An 18765-nucleotide genomic window follows, 5' to 3' on the forward strand; every position below is an offset into this window, starting at 1 on the left:
GCTCATATATTTTTACGCATCTTTTCTATAGACAACTTGGCCATCTATTACGGTCATTTCTGCTTGTACTTCTTTTATTTCTTCTGCCTCAATTTCAAAAATATTGCGGTCTAATATTGTAAAATCTGCTTCATATCCTTTTGCAATTTGCCCTCGCTTCGCTTCTTTTCCGATTGCATAGGCACTTCCTGTTGTAAATAAAGAAACAGCCTCATAAACCGTTAATCTTTCCTCAGGCATATAGCATATACCGTCAATAAAACTTCTACGTGTAACAGCGCTATATATGCCTAAAAACGGATTCACTTGTTCAATGGGAGCATCTGAGCCACCGTTGCAGTGTAATCCTGCTTCCAGTAACGTCTTCCAAGCGTACGCATAACGAAGACGGTGCTCGCCTAGTTTTTCAATGACTGACGGAAAATCTGATGAAAGAAAGACTGGCTGTATATCGATAATGGCTTGCAAGTTTTTCATTCTTTCTATCAACTCTTCACGAGCAAGCTGACAATGAATAATACGGTCACGTAACCCTTCTGCTGGTGGATATAATTCGAGTGCATCAATGACATATTCAAGCGATAAGTCACCGATAGTATGAATCGCAACTGGCATATGTAAATCTCGTGCTTTCTTTACTAATTCCGCAAGTTCTTCACGTGAGAAAATCGCAACTCCATTTGTTTCCTTCGCATCTTCATACGGTTCACTTAATAATGCTGTTCTTCCGCCAAAAGAACCGTCAGAGAAAATTTTCATTGCTCCAAATTCAATACAATGTTCATTTTCATATTCTCTTCGTTCATGTGCTACTTCATGGTGAACGAGCAAATGGGCTTTAAATGGCATTTCTTTTATAACGTGAGAAAACGCATTATATGTTTTTCTAAAACCACCATAATAATTTAAATCTTCCGTATGCCCGCCAACAAGTCCGTATTTCCAGCAATCTTTAATCGCTGTTTGCAGAGCTCTTTGTAAATAAGCTTCATCAATTTCTGGCTGAACATGTTTAATTAATTCTTGCCCTTGTTCATATAAAAGCCCTGTTAACTTATTTGATGAATCTCTACCAATTTTCCCGCCTTTTGGATCTTCTGCCTTTTCTGTTATATTCGCTTCTTGCAGTATGTATGAATTCACCCATGTAACGTGACGACAAACTCGCTTTAATAAAATGGGATGTTCTTTCGAAATTTCATCTAAATCACGCGCATGAACATCTTTCGTATCTGTAAAGTTATTTTCATTCCATCCTTCTCCAATAATCCAAGAGCCCTTTGGAGCTTCTTCCACTCGCTTCTGAACAAGAGTAAGCACTTCGCCATAAGATGTACAATTTGATAAATCTAGACGGAGTAATCTCTCTCCATGCCCAATAAGATGCATATGACTATCAACGAGACCTGGGATCATTGTTTTGCCTTTTAAATCGTACAATGTAACCGCGGCATATTGGTTTTCTAACTCTTCTTTACTTCCAACATCAACGATCGTACCGTTTTCAACGTAAACAGCGTCCACTTTTTCATTTTCTTCTCTCACTGTGTAAATGGTGCCGCCATACCAAATTTCTCCCATATATCCCATCTCCTTTATTTTTTATTGTATAAAAAAAAGCACCATTTCAAAACATGGTGCTTTTCTAAAAATTACTTTTGTTCGGTAGTAGATGTTGTAACTTGCCATTCAATATTAAATTTATCTTTTACTTGTCCGTATGCTGGGCTCCAGAATGTTTCTTGAAGTGGCATGATAACTTCTCCACCTTCTTGTAACTTATCGAATACTTCTTTTGCTTTTTCTGCATTACTAATTTGAATTGCGATTGTTACTTGAGATCCGATTGCATGCCCTTGACCTGGGAATGTATCAGAAATCATAAGATCCGTATTACCAACTTTTAAAGTAGCGTGTAAAACGCGCTCTTTCGCTTCAGCTGGAATCGGGTATTCTGGATTTTCAGGCATGTCACCAAAAGTTTGCATAACTTCTACTTTTGCATCTAAAGCCTCTTTATAAAACTGTACAGCTTCTTGCCCACTACCATCTAAAACTAAGTACGGATTAATACCTAAAATCATACGGACACCTCTTTTTTAAATTTATAAAATAGAACTTGTGTTCGTTTTTATTTTATCATTGATTTACATTTCATTCAACTATTTACTTCACTGTTTTCAAAATTATTTTGACGGAATCTCCATCTCTTGTTTTCTAAGTTCAATACGGCGAATTTTTCCAGAAATCGTTTTTGGTAGTTCATCTACAAATTCAATTTTGCGAGGGTATTTATATGGTGCAGTGAGTTCTTTGACGTGTTGTTGGAGTGTTGGAATTAATATTTCTTCGTTCTTTTCTATATTCTCTCTTAATACGATAAATGCCTTCACGACACTTCCACGAATTTCATCAGGACTTGCGACAACTGCACATTCTCTTACGTAAGGATGTTTTACAAGTGCATCCTCTACTTCAAACGGCCCGATTGTATAACCAGAGCTAATAATGATATCATCGCCGCGCCCTTCAAACCAGAAGTAGCCGTCTTCATCTTTCTTCGCTTTATCACCTGTAATATAATAATCACCGCGAAATTGCATCGCTGTACGCTCATCGTCTTTGTAATATTGTTTAAAGAGGGCCGGCGTTTCAATGTGAACTGCAATATCACCAACTTCGCCTACTTTAACTGGAGTACCTTCCTCATTTACGATATCGACATGGTTACCTGGCGTTGGTTTCCCCATTGATCCTGGTCTAATATCCATCCCTTTCATTACACCAACAAGTAATGTGTTTTCCGTTTGCCCATAGCCGTCTCTCACTGTAATATGAAAGTGCTTTTTGAACGTTTCAATGACTTCTCTATTTAACGGCTCACCTGCCGATACAGCGCTATGTAGTGCCTCTAAATTGTACTGGCTTAAATCTTCTACCTTTGCCATTAATCTATACTCAGTCGGTGTACAACAAAGTACATTCACCTTATTATCGTCTAATAAGTTTAGGTACGTTTTAGGTTCAAACTTACCGTGATATACAAACCCTGTTGCCCCTGATCCTAAAGTTGCTAAAAACGGGCTCCAAATCCACTTTTGCCAGCCTGGACTAGCTGTTGCCCATACAATATCATTCTCTTCAATTCCGAGCCAATTTGGAGCGCTCGTACGTAAATGAGCGTATGCCCACGCATGTGTATGAACGACACCTTTTGGATTTCCTGTCGTTCCTGACGTGTAAGATAAAAAGACCATATCTTCTTTATCTGTCTTCGCCATTTCTAACATGTCACTCTCTGTTTCTAACGCTGTTTTTAAATTAATCCATCCATCTACTGACTGTTCGCTCAGGACAAATTTTCGAAGAGATTCCATCGCTTCTATATCATCAAACTGCCTAATATACGGCTCATAGCTTACTATCGCTTTTACTTCTCCATGTCCAATTCGATATTCTATATCTTTTTTACGTAACATTTCCGAGCTTGGAATTACGACAAATCCTGCTTTAATAGCAGCAATATACGTCATGTACGCTTCAATTAAACGCGGCATCATAATGAGAAGCTTGTCCCCTTTTTGCAAACCACTTTTTATAAAAGCGTTTCCAATTTTATTCGCACCTTGCATTAATTCAGCGTATGTAACTTCCCTTCGATTCCCTTTATCATCTTGCCAAATTAAAGCTAACTTCCCTTTATCACCTGTATATTTCTCTATTTCAGAAACTAAATTATAAGACGGTGGCGCCAACAATTCTTCTCGCTTCATAAAATATCCTCCCTTTTCTTTATGCCTCCTTTATATAATAAAGAATTTTCAGTTAATTTTGAACCCTCTTCTTTTGACAAATTTTTCAGTTCTGTCGAATTAGTAAACGAAATTACATCGACTTACCGACAAATAGCGACACAACACAAAAAAAGAAAGAGCGGGAGAACCCGCTCTTTCTAAGCCATCATATGGGATTATTTTTGGTAACCGCCTAATTGTTGCTCAGCTAGTGAAACTAGACGTTTAGTGATTTCACCACCAACAGAACCGTTAGCGCGAGCTGTTGCATCAGCTCCAAGTTGAACACCAAACTCTTGAGCGATTTCGTATTTCATTTGGTCTAATGCTGATTCAGCACCAGGAACCGCTAATTTATTTGTGCTACGTGACATGTTATATCACCTCCTTGTGAGTATAGAGTGTGATAAATAACATGACTTCATACACGTTTTAGATATGGTAATTTATGGTTTTAGAAAAGTTCTTCAAATTTTTCTTCTTCCGCCACTACTTCTACCGTTTGTAATACCATTGTTTCTTTGTTCGCTACAGCTTCATCGATTAATGGTGTGAAATCGTATTTCGCTTCAAAACGATTTGCTTTTTCACGTTTCGGCTTCGTCGCTGGGCTTGCTGGTGTGAATACAGTACAGCAATCTTCATATGGACGAATTGAAATATCATACGTGCCGATTTCTTCAGCGATTTTAATAATCTCTAATTTATCCATCGTAATAAGCGGACGAATAACTGGGTAGTTTGTTACTTCGTTAATCGTATGCATACTATCTAACGTTTGGCTTGCTACTTGTCCAAGACTTTCACCAGTCGTAATTGCAAGTGCGTTACGCTCCTCAGCAATGCGTTCTGTAATACGCATCATCATACGGCGCATAACCGTCATTGAATAGCTAGATGGGATTTCTTTATTAATCGTTTTTTGCACTTCTGTAAACGGAACAAGGTGAAGCGTTACTCGTTTACAATACTTCGTTAACTCTTGTGCTAAATCGATTACTTTTTGTTTTGCACGCTCACTTGTGAAAGGTGGACTATGGAAGTGAACTGCTTCCACAGATACGCCGCGTTTCATCGTTAAGTAAGCTGCTACTGGGCTATCAATACCACCAGAAAGAAGTACCATTACTTTTCCGCCAACGCCAACTGGTAAACCGCCAGCTCCCATACGCTCATCGCACATGATATAGCTATAGCCACTGCGGATCTCTACGCGTACATTTACATCTGGATTATGAACATCTACTGTAATATCTTCTGTATTTTCTAGAATGTGTCCGCCAATCTCAGGTAATAATTCCATCGTTCTCATTGGGAAATGCTTATAAGAACGGTGTACAGTAATTTTAAATGTTTTCACATCACCTTTTACTTGTAAGAAAGCTGCTAATGCACCTTCTTTAATGTCTTCTAATTCTGATGGTACTTTCATCGCTAAGTTAAACTTATGAATACCAAATACATCCTTCAATCTTTCAGAGACTGCTTCATGATCTTCACCATTTAACTGGATGTACATACGATCATGTGTTGCATCGATTTTAATATTTGGGAATTTTTTCAGTTTGAACTTCACGTTATCTTTTAATGTGCTTACAAACTTAGAACGGTTCTTACCTTTTGTCGTCATTTCTCCGTAACGCACTAAAATATATTCATATTTCAACATAATTTCTTTACCTCATCACTTCATATAATTTTGGCATCGTCTCTTTTACAATACCTTCAAATTGTTTTACTTCTTCCATTGTGTTTTCTGGTGCCAAACTAATACGAATAGCGCTTGCAGCTGCTGCATGCGGCACTCCCATTGACACTAACACTCTGCTCACTTCATTTGCTTTTGAAGAACAAGCAGATTTCGTTGACACATATACACCGTGTTCTTCTAAAGCATGAACGACTACTTCTGGTTTTAAACCAACAAATGATACATTTAAAATGTGCGGTGCTGCATATGCAAGCGACGTGTTAATCGTTACATCTTCCATCTCTTTAAAGAAACGAACAAGCTCTGCTTGTAAACTTTGCAAATGAGCTACCTTTTCTTTCACTTGTTCCATTGTCATACGAAGTGCTTTCACCATCGCTACAATGCCAGGTAAATTTTCTGTACCAGAACGATACTTAAGCTCTTGTTGACCACCTGATAAAATCGGATCTAATCTTACGCCATCGCGTACATAAAGAAGACCCGTTCCTTTTACACTGTGGAATTTATGTCCAGATATTGAGCAAAGATCAATATGAGACGCATATAAATCAAGCGGTACTTTCCCTATCCCTTGTACATGATCTACATGGAATCTTATTTTCGGATGATTCGATAATAACGTTCCAATTTCAGCAACGGGCTGAATTGCTCCAGTTTCGTTGTTCACATGAATAATTGACACAAGAATCGTATCTTCACGAAGTGCTCGTTTCACATCTTCTACCGACACAACACCATGCTCGTTAACCGGTAAATATGTTACATCAAACCCGAGTTCTTCTAATTGCTTATATGCCTCAAACACAGACGCGTGTTCAATATTTGTTGTAATGATATGTTTGCCACGCGAACGATTCCTCATCGCTATCCCTTTAATCGCAAGGTTATTCCCTTCCGTTCCACCTGATGTAAAAATAATTTCAGAAGGTTTAACACGAAGAAGCTGCGCTGCAATCGTTCTTGATTGTGTTAATAGACGCTCTGCCTCTCCTCCAAGCGAATGAATAGAAGAAGGATTACCAAAATATTTCCCAGCAACCGTCACGTACGATTGAAGAGCTTCTGGATATGGCTTCGTCGTCGCACTATTATCAAAATAGATCATCGTTCTTCCCCTTTCAGCGCTATCACATCGTATAATCATATCATAAATACGTGTCATTACGCTAAGACTACGCAAAGGTTCCATTTTATCTCGATTGGTGAAGGCTAATAATTGTCGAGGAGGCCCTCCTATTACAGTTTCACTTTATCCCGCATGAACGGGCAATAAGACTCTCACCTCAAAATCCAGTTAGAGCAAAGAAGTTAGGTAGGAGTCGGGCTGTCCGTAAATGCCCGATTGGTGAAGGCTAGTAATCAATGGGGATGAATCCTCCTACTGATTACAGTTTCACTTTATTTTGAAACGAATAACCTTGCTGTATTCCGCTATTCATTATAGCAACATCGTCTGCAAAATTACACAAAAAAACAAACCCTTTTATGAAAGGGTTTGTTCATTGTCTACATATTCAGCTATTTTTTGAACAACGCCAGGTTCAAGTTGCTCTAATACTGAAGCCGCTTGTTCTAAAGCTGCATCGTATTGGTATTCACGGAATAATTTCTCAGCATAATTTAAACTTTCTGCTAGGTTTTCATCATGACTACGGTAACGGTTACCGTACTGAATTAATTTTTCCACTAAATATGCTTGTCCAATTAACTCTTCTGTCATTTCAGCCACACCGTTCACAGTTGTGTATGCTTCTTCTAAACTGCTATTTACAGCGTTCATATTTAACGGCTTCACTTCTAATTGTTCATATACAGCTTGCATTGCCATTTGCCCTCTTTTTAAATCTTCCATAATACTCTCTGGAAGACCTGGCAAATTCGACTTTTGCATAAAGCGTTTCGTTTCGAAAATAGTATTTCGCATTTCTTGTAACTTCTCACGTGCTTCAAATTCTTCTTTGCGCATCGCTTGCAGCATTTCTTTATATTCTGCATGAAGTACTTTTAACGTTTCACATTGCTCATAAACCTCTTCTAGTTCCTCACGAATAATAGAGAAGGCAATATCTTGTTCTGCAACGCGTAATTGTAGCATTTCAAAACGTTTCGTTAAAATGTGCATTTGCTTTTCAATTACTTTTTGAGACTCAATGTCTTTATCTTGTAACTGATAGCTTTGTTTCACAAGTTGTGTTTCTGTTTTCGTTTCAATCGTTTCGATACGCATTTCTTCTAAGTCATCGTAAACAGAAAGTGTTTTTTGCTCCACATAATGTCTCGCATGTACTTCTTGTTCCAATTGATCGTAGAAGCCATCTAAACGTGTTTTTAAGTTTTCTACTTTTTCAGCCGCTTCTGTTATATGAAGCTCCTGTATATCCATTAAACATGTTTGTAGTTGTTTCGTCATATCGCGAACTTCTTTAGGGACTTCCAAATAATCTAATACATAACCTTGTCTTACCATATCATTATGTCCGTGTAATAAATCTTCCAGCTGAACTGGTAACGTCGCTTGACACTCTACCAATAAATCTGGAATTTGGTGAATAATGATTTCTAAATCTGCTAAACCTTCTTCCAAACTAATAACAATTTCTCTCGCTTTTAAATAGTCGCCATTGTTTGTTGCTTCTTCAAAGGTTTTAAATTTCTCAGATTCAGCGTCTAGCATCTCTTCGATTTTCTGCTCTGCTGCTCCATACATATGTCTATGAGCAAGAACACTCTTTTTCATACTACGATATGTATCACGTAACCCTTCAATTTCCGAGCTATTTTTCTCATGGCTTTCTAACAATTGCTGTAATTCATTTAAAATGTCAGTAATACGATTATCAGCGTCATCTAAACCACTTATGGATTCGTTCATCGCATGCTTTGCTTTTCGGAAGGAGAATTGCGAGGCGAATTTTCGCGCTTGCGCTAAATCTTTGTCAGCTTTCGGAAGGGTTGTTGATACAATTTCATCCCATTCTTCACGCCATTTACCAAACAGTTCTTCTGTTTGACCCGTCATGTTTAAATCTTTTACCCGTTTTAGTTCATCTGCCACAGGTTTATCTTTTATCTCTTGTTTCCACTGCTCCAGTGCTTCAATATCTTTATATGAACGATTTCTTATCACAAGCTCTATCATGAGCAGCACTAGAATAGAGCTTACTACAATGATAACGATCGTCAGGATAGAATCCATGCAAAAAAGCCTCCTAGTTATATCTCTTTTTTTGTCCGTTCCGTTTATGAAATGGAAGGCATTATGTATAAAAAGGGAATTCCCCTATATTTAACAACTAACAATGTACTAATCATACCATGTAATGGTTTGTTTTTGACCTAGTTTTTTTTAAAATTTCATGTTTCTTTCAATGTGATTGTAATCTTTCTCAATATTCCGCCTACCTCACTCCCTATCCTCAAATGATTGTAATAACAAACAATCTTTCGTATGGGATACGAAATAAATTTTCCGCATGAGTGGTGGTTCAACAGAAATTACATGTACATTTCCTTGCCTTACAGACTGCTCTACTGCCCTTTCTGGAAGTAACGTGATACCAAGGCCAGCTTTTACCATTGCAAGCATCGGTTCTGCGTAAGATGTTTCCACAGCTATAGTTGGTTTTACACCTATTTCATGAAACATGTTCATAATCATTTTCCTTACATCACATATTTCTGGATATACAATTAATTTTTCATTGTGCAGCTCTTCTATTTGAATGACTATCTTCTCTTTGTACGGATGATTATTTGAAACGGCACAAACAATTTTCTCTTGTTGCACTTCTTTTATATACGTAGCACCTTCTACTACTGAATCGATGAACATCGCGTCAATCTCCCGCGCTTTAAATAAATCTCTTAATACTTCCGTATGCCCGATTTGCCATTCCACTTCGAACTCATCACCTAATATATCTTTACATTCTGATATGTAATGCTCCGCTAAACTCGGTAGTATACCAATTGAAAACTTCCGGTTCTCTTGATACCCCCTCATTTCTGTTTTCACTTCATTTATTTGCTCCAAAATCGGTAACATTCTTTTTATAAATAACTCTCCTGCCTCCGTTAACTCTACTCCTTGCGCAGAACGTTTAAGTAAAGTAACCTCTAAATCCCCTTCTAACTTTTGAATTTGTTTACTAAGCGCTGGTTGTGATATATGTAAAATCTTACTTGCCTTTGATAAACTTCGCGTATGCTTCACTTCAATAAACGATCGTACTGCCTCCAAATCCATCGTACACACCTCTAACAAAAAGTTATAACCGTTATAAGAAATCGATATTTCCTCCTATAAACAATTACTCTTTATACTTATTTCATCAACTTACTATAACGAAATGTAAAGGGGAAAGATACTCTTGAACAAAAAACAAATGCTACTCGGATCCTTTCTATGCTTACTCGCCGTCACTGCCTGGGGATTTATGTTTCCTGTAATGGCAAGTGCTCTGCAATTTATCGATCCATTCTTCTTCACAACGCTTCGCTATGGATCAGCAGCTATTATTTTTCTTATTTTGCTATTAATTACTGAAGGAAAGACTTCACTCCGCTTAGAAAAAAGAACACTTTCTCTATTCTTTTACGGGACAGTCGGTTTCGCGGGGTATGGTTTTCTCGTTTTCTACGGACAGCAACTTGCCGGACCTTCCGGAGCAATCCATGCAGCTATGATTCAATCCCTTATGCCACTGATTGCCTTATCACTGCAATGGATAACCCAAAATCGCCGCCCACAAAACTATACATTCCTTTGTATGTTCGTTGCATTACTTGGTGTTATGCTTGTCATTTCAAAAGGAAATATTGAATTACTATTTGGAGCTGCAAGCCACTTATCAACAAATATATTGATGCTATGCGGCGTTACTTGCTGGGTCATTTATACAAACGGGGCTGCTCGTTTTCAATCTTGGTCACCACTTAGGTACACGACATTAACTTGTTTATTTGGCTCCATTTCACTCATCGTTATTGTTACTTTCTTAACGTACACAAATATAGTTACTATGCCGTCACTGCGTACAGTTGTGAGCGTTCGTTTTGAGCTCTTTTATATGTCGATTATCGCAGGCGTTATCGCTGTATTTTGCTGGAATATGGGAAATCGCTATATTTCATCTATTAACGGCATATTATTTATGAATTTAGTTCCTATCCTTGCACTCATTGGTTCTATCTTTCGAGGTTATACAGTCGATAAAATTGAAATCGCTGGAGCTGCATTAACAATTATCGCGCTATTATGTAACAATTTATGGCAAAGAAAAGTAAACATAAAAATCCCCACCTCAGTTCGTTAGGTGGGGATTCTTCACATATGAACAGCTCTTGGCCATTCATGGTACATATTCGCTTTACATAATGCTTGTTCCATCCATTGCTCAATCTCTTTCGTATACATTTCTATGAAAAATGTCTCAGACGGGAAAGAATGGAGTACTTCTGATATATATTGTGGATATAAAAACGGCATACTTATCATACCTTTTAATTGCGTCATAAACATTGTAAATGATACTTTCTGAAATTCTTGTTTCATTTGTCCTTGTCTAATCATTTGTTCTATATAATATCTTTCTTTAGAAAAATAAACGGTCATCACTTCACGAATTAATGTCGTATCAAGCGAAAGCTCTCGGTAGAAGAAACGTGTTAGTTCTCTATTTTCAAATTGATATCGTAAAATCCCGCGCACCATTTGCACCATTACATCTTTAGCCGACAAATACTCTCTCTGTTCAAACGACATTTCAATCACATGAATATATCCTTCTAAAAAATCAGTAATAAGCTGTTCTAATAAACCTTGCTTCCCAGCAAAATAATATGAAATATTCGCTACATTCACATCCGCTCGCTTTGCAATGTCTCGCACCGACGTTCCATCATAACCTTTCGTATTAAACAACGATATTGCCGCATCAATTACTTTTTGTTTCGTCTGCTTCATGCGCTCACTTCCCCTCACTGAACAGCTATAGTTTAAATTTCTTGACTTTTAAGACAAATTCCTTTAATTTTCTATCGACAAAGTCATGTGAAATACATCGTATTTTGCTAATATTTTACACATCTCGATAAAAAAGGAGCTGTTTCCATGTTTACTAAAGAAAGTTATGCAGGATCTCGTGTGCAGCAATATGAGACAGTAATTAAACAACTGGATGCGTTATTAACTGGCGAATCAAACGTAGTCGCAAACTTATCAAATGCTTCCGCATTATTAAACCAATTTTTAGATCGCGTTAATTGGGTTGGCTTTTACGTAACAGAAGGAAATCAGCTTGTCCTTGGACCGTTCCAAGGAATGCCTGCTTGCGTACGCATTCCATTTGGACGAGGCGTTTGCGGCGTAGCAGCTGAAACGAAAACAACACAGCTTGTAGCAGACGTTCACCAATTCCCAGGTCACATCGCTTGCGATAGTGCTTCTAATTCAGAAATCGTTGTACCAATTGTGAAAGAAGGAGCTGTCATTGGTGTACTTGACATTGATAGTCCCGAAAAGAATCGTTTCGATGAAGTAGATCAGCGCTATTTAGAAAAGTTTGTGGAAACACTCCTAAAACATATGTAAAAAGAAAAGAGCGAGTTATCGATTTAGTACGTCCTGTACAAAACCGATAGCTCACTCTTTTTTTATTGATTAACAGTAGATATTTTCTTTAATGCCTGCTCTAAATCAGAAACGATATCCTCCCACGATTCTAAACCGACTGATAAGCGTATTAAATTATCGAAAATGCCCATTTCTTTTCTTAGTTCAGCTGGAATCGCAGCGTGCGTCATCGTTGCTGGATGCTGAATTAACGTTTCTGTATCTCCTAAACTCACCGCAATTGTAATAAAGTGAAGATCATTAATAAACGCTTGCGTCTCTTCTTTTCCGCCTTTTACTGAAAAAGAAATAACACCGCCCCCGCGTTTCATTTGACGAGATGCTAACTCTCCTTCTGGATACCAAACATCTTCTACCGCATCATGTTTTCTTAAGAACGATACAATTTTTTCTGCATTATCACAATGACGATCCATTCTTACTGCTAACGTCTTTAACCCGCGTAATAATAACCATGCATCAAACGGTGCCATAATACCGCCGATATCCTTTCGCATCGGGCGAATCTTTTCAGCTAATGCTTTCGTTTTACAAATCGTTACACCCGCCACAACGTCGCCATGACCACCAATATATTTTGTCGCACTATGCACAACAGCATCACAGCCAAGCTCAAGCGGTCTTTGTAAATAAGGTGAACAAAATGTATTATCAACAATAACAAGTAAACCTTTTCGCTTCGCAACCCGAATCACTTGTTTTAAATCAATTAATTTCATTGTCGGATTAATTGGTGTTTCAACGAAAATAAGCTTTGTATTTGGGCGAATTTTATTTTCAATATCAACCTCTGTCTCCATATCACAAAACGAATGCGTAATCATAAATTTTTCTTCTAACACTTCTAAAAAACCGTACGTGCATCCGTATAATCCATTTGAACAAATAATATGATCTCCAGCCTTTAAAAAACCGATTAAAGTCGCTGAAATAGCTGCCATACCAGATCCGAAGGCAAGTGCCTCTTCTCCTCCTTCTAACACCGCCATACGTTCTTCAAATAATTTCACAGTTGGATTTCCAAGCCGTGAGTAAATATAAGATGGATCCACTCCCGCAAAACTCGCCTCTCCTTGCTGCGCAGTCTCAAATGTAAATGTAGAAGTTTGAAATAAAGGTGGTGTTAAACTTCCTTTATGTTCCTCAGGTGTATAACCGTGATGAATTAACGCTGTCTCCATATGCTTCTTTTTCATAAAAACATCCCCCTTATGTTTTTATTGCCGCATATTCATCCATAAAAATTTGATGAACGTTTTCCTTCATTTTATGTAAGCGTTTTATTTGTGTTTCTATCTCTTCTTCTATATTGTTTTAAATTCCTTCTTATATTAACTTCCAAAATTTATATGCATAAAACAAAAACGTACTCGCTTGACGAAACTCTGGGTAAAAGATATAATAGCGTTTGTGTAAAATAAAAAGGCAGCCTTGTAATGTGAGTTTATCGTTTGTATTTTGTTCCTCTACGGAGGTGTATCTCGTAACTCCCTGCTGCTGGAGCGAAGGTACATGAAAACAAAATGCCCGTAAATATCGATTACGTCTGTTTTTATTTTACGTAAATAAAAACATTTTTAAAGGAGGAGTCAACTATGGCTCGTTATACAGGTCCAGCTTGGAAACTGTCTCGTCGTCTTGGAATCTCTCTAAGCGGCACAGGAAAAGAATTAGAAAAACGCCCTTACGCACCAGGTCCTCACGGTCCTAACCAACGTAAGAAACTTTCAGAATACGGTTTACAATTACAAGAGAAACAAAAACTTCGTCACATGTACGGCATGACTGAGCGTCAATTCCGTCGCACATTTGACCAAGCAGGTAAAATGCCTGGTAAGCACGGCGAAAACTTCATGATCCTTCTTGAAGCTCGTCTTGACAACTTAGTTTACCGTATGGGCTTAGCTCGCACTCGTCGTGCAGCTCGCCAATTAGTAAACCACGGTCACATCATGGTTGATGGCGCTCGCGTAGATATCCCATCTTACCGTGTAAAACCTGGTCAAACTATCAGCGTTCGCGAAAAATCTAACAGCCTTGTTGTTGTTAAAGAAGCGATCGAAGTTAACAACTTCGTACCAGAATACTTAACTTTCGATGCTGACAAATTAGAAGCTACTTACACTCGTCACGCTGAGCGTTCTGAGTTACCAGCTGAAATCAACGAAGCATTAATCGTAGAGTTCTACTCTCGTTAATCTCGGTACTCTGAAAAGAGTCGTATTAAAAGCCTTAGGAACCTTGTTTATCAAAGGGGCCTGGGCTTTTTTTATTGAATATAGCCGATTATATGTATAAAAACAAAACAATGTAACAAAATAAAACTTAACCCTCTCTCTAGAATTTCATCCATTTTTTATCCACATTAATAAAAACCTCCCCCCTTCTTCTAACACTAAAAAAACACTACATTCTACCCCACAACTCATTTTTCTTTGCTGTACTCTCCTTTTGTTAACATGATTTTTACAACGTATTTATTTGTACATAATCTATACCTTCCCTTTTTCTATTTACATTCAACTTAAAAACCTCTTCATCACCCGAGCATCTGAATAAGATTAAAAAAACTTAATGAACAAGTATCTCTTTAACCGCCGAATTATCAGAATATTACATTTACAAAACCTTCCTTAAATTGGTATTATTTTCTTGTAAGAGGAGGGAAAGTTCATGTCTTTAAATATGTATCTCGGTGAAGTACAAGCTCAAACAGAAAGTATGAACTCTTTCTGTACCACTACTATTCAAGGTATGGAACAAATTATTCATTCTATTGATGCTTTTGCATTGGATACTGTTCTACAAGGACAAACATATAGCAGTGCAAAAGCATATTTCTTACAAACCTTTCGTCCGTTAGCACAAGGAATCATTTACTTATGCGAAGAATTAATCCGTCAAAATGATGCTTTTCCAAGAGACTTTCAATCACAGGTCGCTTCTACAGATGTTATCGAACAGGAGATATTAGAACAAATTCGAGAAATTGACCGAATGATAGCAAGTACGGAAGCAATCAATCAAGCTATGCCTATCTCGGGCATGGATGCTATAGTAAATCTATTTGCTGACATGAGGCGTAAACTTCAAGAAAAGCTAGAGCACCTATATGAATTTAATCAAACATCTAGTGATAACTATAATACAGCGATTCAATTAGCTGCTAGCATTGCGACGGGTCTCGCCGAAGTCCAAAGTGGAAAAGGTTTTAGTCCTGCAAGTGGTACATTTAGTACGCAAGGGTTGAATATGGAGTGGACGGGTCCTATTCAAGCAATTACAGAAGAAAAAAAACGAAAAGCTGATCATTTAATTAAAGATGGAGAAATGTGCGGTAGGCTAGAAGAAACATCTGCGATTAAAAAAGCTTGGGGCGATAAGGTAAACAGTGTAGTTAAAATGTTCGAAACAGTAAAAAAGATATGGAATGGTACTGTAATCGGAACAGGGAAATCTGTTGAAGATGCAATCAAGTCCATGGAAACTTTAAGTAATATGAATATAAGGAATATGGATATAGAAACTTTTATTAATGTTACATATGCGATTTTACATTTGGATGAAACGGCGAAAAATATGTGGCATACATTTTCAAGTACCGTGAAACGAGATATGATAAATGGAGATGCAGAGAGCCGTACGCAATGGATTACTTATGCATTAACCCAAATAGGTATTGGTCTAATCGCCGACAAGGGATTAGGTAGAGCAGGACTTGTTATAAAAGGAGTAAAAGCATCAAGTGGAGCAAGTACATTAACAAAAGGAGTAACACTAATAAAAGAAATGAAGCACGCATCTGAGATTTTACAATCTTTTAAGAAAGATGTTTCTTATGCCTTCTCTGGTGGAACTATCATAACCAAGATACCTCAAAGCGAATTGAATCAAGCCTACTATAATTTTGCAAAGACTACGATTTCAAGTGCACAAAAAAGAAATTCTCCAGGAACAGTAACTTCAAGTTTTAATCTTGAACGAAGTTTAGGGACTCAAAAGAAACTAATGTATAATAAAGGTTCAATTGGTGTTATTCCACAAGAAATTCGAAATAAGCTAATTGGAAAAAATTTCAACTCCTTTGATGATTTTAGAAAAGAGTTTTGGAAAACAGTTGCTGATTCAGACTATGCGACAGAATTTAACCAAAGAAATATAAACCTTATGAAAGAGGGTAAAGCTCCATTCGCTCCATTATCTGAGAAGTATGGTCAGCACAATCAATATATTTTGCACCATAAACAACCAATTCACCAGGGTGGAGATGTGTACAATCTCGATAACTTAATAATTGTTTCTCCTAAAATGCATCAAAATGTTTTAGATCGTTCATATCATTTCGGTAAAAAAGGTTAATGATTATGAAAGGATGGTTAGTATGACACTCAAAATGACAAAAGAAGAACTTATTGAACTTGTAACAAAGATTTGTAATCCTAAATTACCTGAAGAAGAACTTAATGAATACGTAAACCAATTTAATAATAGCGGTGTACCTCATCCCGCTCCAAGTGATATAATCTTTTGGGATTTTAGGGATTTAACACCGGAAGAAATAGTAGAGATTGCATTAAATTACAAAGAAGAAGAAAACTAAAACATGTAAAGAATAAGCCGCCCCGAAAAAACGAGCGGCTTTCTTCATTATCTAATTCATTTTATACTGTCCTATTTGTTCTAATGTTAGTATTTCTTTTCAATGCTAATACAACATTAGAATTATCATTTCTGAATTTAGCCAGCTTACCTTCTTCTAACACTTAAAAACACTACATTCTACCCCATAACTCATTTTTCTTTGCTATACTTTCTTTTTTTTAACATGATTTTTACAACGTATTTATGTGTACATAATCTATATCTTCCCTTTTTCTATTTACATTCAACCTTAAAAACCTCTTCATCACCCGAGCATCCGAATGAGATTAAAAAACTTAATGAACAAGTTTTTGTTTTCGGAATAATTAGAACATTATATTTACAACCTCTTCCTTAAATTGGTATTTTTTGTAAGGGGGAGGGAAAGTTCATGTCTTTAAATATGTATCTCGGTGACGTACAAACTCAAACAGAAAGTATGAACTCTTTCTGTACCACTACTATTCAAGGTATGGAACAAATTATTCATTCTATTGATGCTTTTGCATTGGATACTGTTCTACAAGGACAAACATATAGCAGTGCAAAAGCATATTTCTTACAAACCTTTCGTCCTTTGGCACAAGGAATCATTTACTTATGTGAGGAATTAATTCGTCAGAACGATGCCTTTCCAAGTCAATTTCAATCACAGGTAGCTTCAACAGATGTTATTGAACAAGAAATATTAGAACAAATTCGAGAAATTGACCGAATGATAGCAAGTACAGAAGCCCTCCATCAAACTATGCCAATTTCGGGCATGGACGCTATGGTAAATCTTTTCATTGCCATGAGGCGCAAACTTTAAGAAAAGTTAGATCATTTGTATCAGTTCAACCAAACATCTAGTAATAACTATAATACAGCAATTCAATTAGCCGCTAGCATTGCGACGGGGCTTGCTGAAGTTCAAAGTGGGAAAGGTTTTAGTCCAGCAAGTGGTACATTTAGTACACAAGGATTAAATATGGAGTGGGCGACTTCAATTCAAGCGATTGCAGAAGATAGGAATCGTCAGGCTGATAATTCAATCGAAGAAGGTGCAATGTGTGGCAAAATCCCACCACAATCAGAACAATCCTTTTGGGATAGAAATAAAAAGGATTTGAGCGATGCCTGGACTGGTATTTCCACTGGTGTAGTAGATGGCGTTGTAGACGCATGGGACGGATTTGTCGCTTTGGGAGATAAAGAGACCTGGTTAAACATGAAAGATGCAATCGTAAATTATAAAGAAACCCTACCTGCGGCATGGAATGCCCTGTCCGATTCATTCATGAACGAATTATGGAATGGGGATATGGAAAGTAGGGAACATTATGCAGCTTATGTAGTCACCTCGCTACTCACAGGGTTTATTGGTAGCAAAGGTCTAGATAAAATTGGACAAGTAGGTAAAGCATCTGCTATGACAAGTCTTATTAAAGGGAAATCCCTTATAACTAATTCCCCTGCATACAGAAATGCATTGCATATATTAAACAACTATGAATTAAAACCTGGAAATTCTTTCTCATATGCAGGAGTTGGAAGTATCCAACAGTATTTGCAGAAAGCAGCTCCATATACTTATGAAGGTCCAAATGGCCCTAAGACAATAAGATTAAGAAAAGGTGAGTTGGCAGGAGACAAACACCCTGTTACAGGTATTCCGTATGATGCAGATGGGTTCCCTATTTTTAAATCTAAGGGTGAGGTAATCCTAAAAGAGGCAGACTTAAAAAAATCTAGAACAACACATTTTAGAAAATGTAGTAAAGCATTATACGAACAAATAATAAAAGACCCTGATTTAGCTTCAAGATTTACGAAAGAAGAAATTCAAATGTTTAAACAAGGTGAAACACCAAAGCATTACACATGGCATCACCATCAAGATACTGGTAGAATGCAACTTGTAGATTATCAGATACATCACGATACTGGCCATACAGGTGGCTATAGAATTTGGGGAAAAGATAGCGATAAATAAGGAGTGG

The 18765-nt window shown here is 37.3% G+C and carries 15 protein-coding genes and 1 pseudogene; 6 read left to right on the top strand and 10 right to left on the bottom strand.

What is annotated here, in order from left to right:
* Positions 1-12: 12 nt before the first annotated feature.
* From NST90_RS21965 to NST90_RS22000, 8 genes are all read right to left on the bottom strand, one after another.
* Complete coding sequence (locus tag NST90_RS21965) at positions 13-1581, bottom strand: amidohydrolase (RefSeq protein ID WP_006926457.1); 1569 nt, start codon at positions 1579-1581, stop codon at positions 13-15.
* 71 nt (positions 1582-1652) lie between these two features.
* On the bottom strand, positions 1653-2084 hold the full coding sequence (locus NST90_RS21970) for a VOC family protein (protein WP_000600350.1): 432 nt from the start codon (positions 2082-2084) through the stop codon (positions 1653-1655).
* A gap of 102 nt (positions 2085-2186) precedes the next feature.
* On the bottom strand, positions 2187-3773 hold the full coding sequence (locus tag NST90_RS21975) for an acyl--CoA ligase (RefSeq protein WP_000817766.1): 1587 nt from the start codon (positions 3771-3773) through the stop codon (positions 2187-2189).
* 197 nt (positions 3774-3970) lie between these two features.
* A complete protein-coding gene (locus NST90_RS21980; RefSeq protein ID WP_000091640.1) occupies positions 3971-4168 on the bottom strand; it encodes an alpha/beta-type small acid-soluble spore protein in 198 nt (65 codons plus the stop codon).
* 80 nt (positions 4169-4248) lie between these two features.
* Positions 4249-5463, bottom strand: coding sequence for a tRNA uracil 4-sulfurtransferase ThiI (gene thiI, locus NST90_RS21985; protein WP_000922337.1), 1215 nt, complete (start codon positions 5461-5463; stop codon positions 4249-4251).
* 7 nt (positions 5464-5470) lie between these two features.
* Positions 5471-6613 carry a cysteine desulfurase family protein gene (locus tag NST90_RS21990; RefSeq protein WP_000638992.1) on the bottom strand — a complete coding sequence of 381 codons (1143 nt, stop codon included), beginning with the start codon at positions 6611-6613 and terminating at the stop codon, positions 5471-5473.
* Between the two features lie 378 nt (positions 6614-6991).
* Entirely contained in the window at positions 6992-8704 is a 1713-nt protein-coding gene (gene ezrA / locus NST90_RS21995) for a septation ring formation regulator EzrA (protein ID WP_000377303.1), read from the bottom strand.
* Between the two features lie 207 nt (positions 8705-8911).
* On the bottom strand, positions 8912-9754 hold the full coding sequence (locus NST90_RS22000; RefSeq protein WP_283748101.1) for a LysR family transcriptional regulator: 843 nt from the start codon (positions 9752-9754) through the stop codon (positions 8912-8914).
* A gap of 124 nt (positions 9755-9878) precedes the next feature.
* On the opposite strand from NST90_RS22000, the gene NST90_RS22005 reads away from it, so the two are divergent.
* Complete coding sequence (locus tag NST90_RS22005; RefSeq protein ID WP_016123448.1) at positions 9879-10823, top strand: DMT family transporter; 945 nt, start codon at positions 9879-9881, stop codon at positions 10821-10823.
* 11 nt (positions 10824-10834) lie between these two features.
* On the opposite strand, the gene refZ is transcribed toward NST90_RS22005, so the two are convergent.
* Entirely contained in the window at positions 10835-11473 is a 639-nt protein-coding gene (gene refZ, locus NST90_RS22010) for a forespore capture DNA-binding protein RefZ (protein WP_000814923.1), read from the bottom strand.
* A gap of 147 nt (positions 11474-11620) precedes the next feature.
* Between refZ and NST90_RS22015 the strand changes: the two genes are divergently transcribed.
* Positions 11621-12100 (top strand): GAF domain-containing protein, encoded by a 480-nt coding sequence (locus NST90_RS22015; RefSeq protein ID WP_000494340.1) that lies wholly within the window; start codon positions 11621-11623, stop codon positions 12098-12100.
* 62 nt (positions 12101-12162) lie between these two features.
* On the opposite strand, the gene megL is transcribed toward NST90_RS22015, so the two are convergent.
* Positions 12163-13338, bottom strand: a complete 1176-nt coding sequence (megL, locus tag NST90_RS22020; RefSeq protein WP_000726570.1) for a methionine gamma-lyase — start codon at positions 13336-13338, stop codon at positions 12163-12165.
* Between the two features lie 399 nt (positions 13339-13737).
* On the opposite strand from megL, the gene rpsD reads away from it, so the two are divergent.
* The 4 genes and pseudogenes from rpsD to NST90_RS22040 all read left to right on the top strand — a co-directional run bounded on the left by rpsD (position 13738) and on the right by NST90_RS22040 (position 18758).
* A complete protein-coding gene (gene rpsD, locus NST90_RS22025; RefSeq protein WP_000135317.1) occupies positions 13738-14340 on the top strand; it encodes a 30S ribosomal protein S4 in 603 nt (200 codons plus the stop codon).
* Between the two features lie 475 nt (positions 14341-14815).
* A complete protein-coding gene (locus NST90_RS22030) occupies positions 14816-16501 on the top strand; it encodes a T7SS effector LXG polymorphic toxin (protein WP_046393024.1) in 1686 nt (561 codons plus the stop codon).
* Positions 16502-16523: 22 nt separating this feature from the next.
* A complete protein-coding gene (locus NST90_RS22035; protein ID WP_000172895.1) occupies positions 16524-16742 on the top strand; it encodes a bacteriocin immunity protein in 219 nt (72 codons plus the stop codon).
* Positions 16743-17174: 432 nt separating this feature from the next.
* Positions 17175-18758: pseudogene (locus NST90_RS22040) on the top strand (HNH endonuclease).
* Positions 18759-18765 lie beyond the last annotated feature (7 nt).

The organism is Bacillus sp. FSL E2-8900 (assembly GCF_037966225.1).
Taxonomy (GTDB): domain Bacteria; phylum Bacillota; class Bacilli; order Bacillales; family Bacillaceae_G; genus Bacillus_A; species Bacillus_A cereus.

Excerpts from the sequence above, each read along its gene's own strand:
- NST90_RS21990 (WP_000638992.1), bottom strand. The coding sequence starts at position 6,613 with ATGATCTATTTTGATAATAGTGCGACGACGAAGCCATATCCAGAAGCT.
- NST90_RS21965 (WP_006926457.1), bottom strand. The coding sequence starts at position 1,581 with ATGGGAGAAATTTGGTATGGCGGCACCATTTACACAGTGAGAGAAGAA.
- thiI (WP_000922337.1), bottom strand. The coding sequence starts at position 5,463 with ATGTTGAAATATGAATATATTTTAGTGCGTTACGGAGAAATGACGACA.
- NST90_RS22035 (WP_000172895.1), top strand. The coding sequence starts at position 16,524 with ATGACACTCAAAATGACAAAAGAAGAACTTATTGAACTTGTAACAAAG.
- NST90_RS22015 (WP_000494340.1), top strand. The coding sequence starts at position 11,621 with ATGTTTACTAAAGAAAGTTATGCAGGATCTCGTGTGCAGCAATATGAG.
- NST90_RS21980 (WP_000091640.1), bottom strand. The coding sequence starts at position 4,168 with ATGTCACGTAGCACAAATAAATTAGCGGTTCCTGGTGCTGAATCAGCA.
- ezrA (WP_000377303.1), bottom strand. The coding sequence starts at position 8,704 with ATGGATTCTATCCTGACGATCGTTATCATTGTAGTAAGCTCTATTCTA.
- rpsD (WP_000135317.1), top strand. The coding sequence starts at position 13,738 with ATGGCTCGTTATACAGGTCCAGCTTGGAAACTGTCTCGTCGTCTTGGA.
- NST90_RS21975 (WP_000817766.1), bottom strand. The coding sequence starts at position 3,773 with ATGAAGCGAGAAGAATTGTTGGCGCCACCGTCTTATAATTTAGTTTCT.
- NST90_RS22030 (WP_046393024.1), top strand. The coding sequence starts at position 14,816 with ATGTCTTTAAATATGTATCTCGGTGAAGTACAAGCTCAAACAGAAAGT.
- refZ (WP_000814923.1), bottom strand. The coding sequence starts at position 11,473 with ATGAAGCAGACGAAACAAAAAGTAATTGATGCGGCAATATCGTTGTTT.
- megL (WP_000726570.1), bottom strand. The coding sequence starts at position 13,338 with ATGAAAAAGAAGCATATGGAGACAGCGTTAATTCATCACGGTTATACA.
- NST90_RS21970 (WP_000600350.1), bottom strand. The coding sequence starts at position 2,084 with ATGATTTTAGGTATTAATCCGTACTTAGTTTTAGATGGTAGTGGGCAA.
- NST90_RS22000 (WP_283748101.1), bottom strand. The coding sequence starts at position 9,754 with ATGGATTTGGAGGCAGTACGATCGTTTATTGAAGTGAAGCATACGCGA.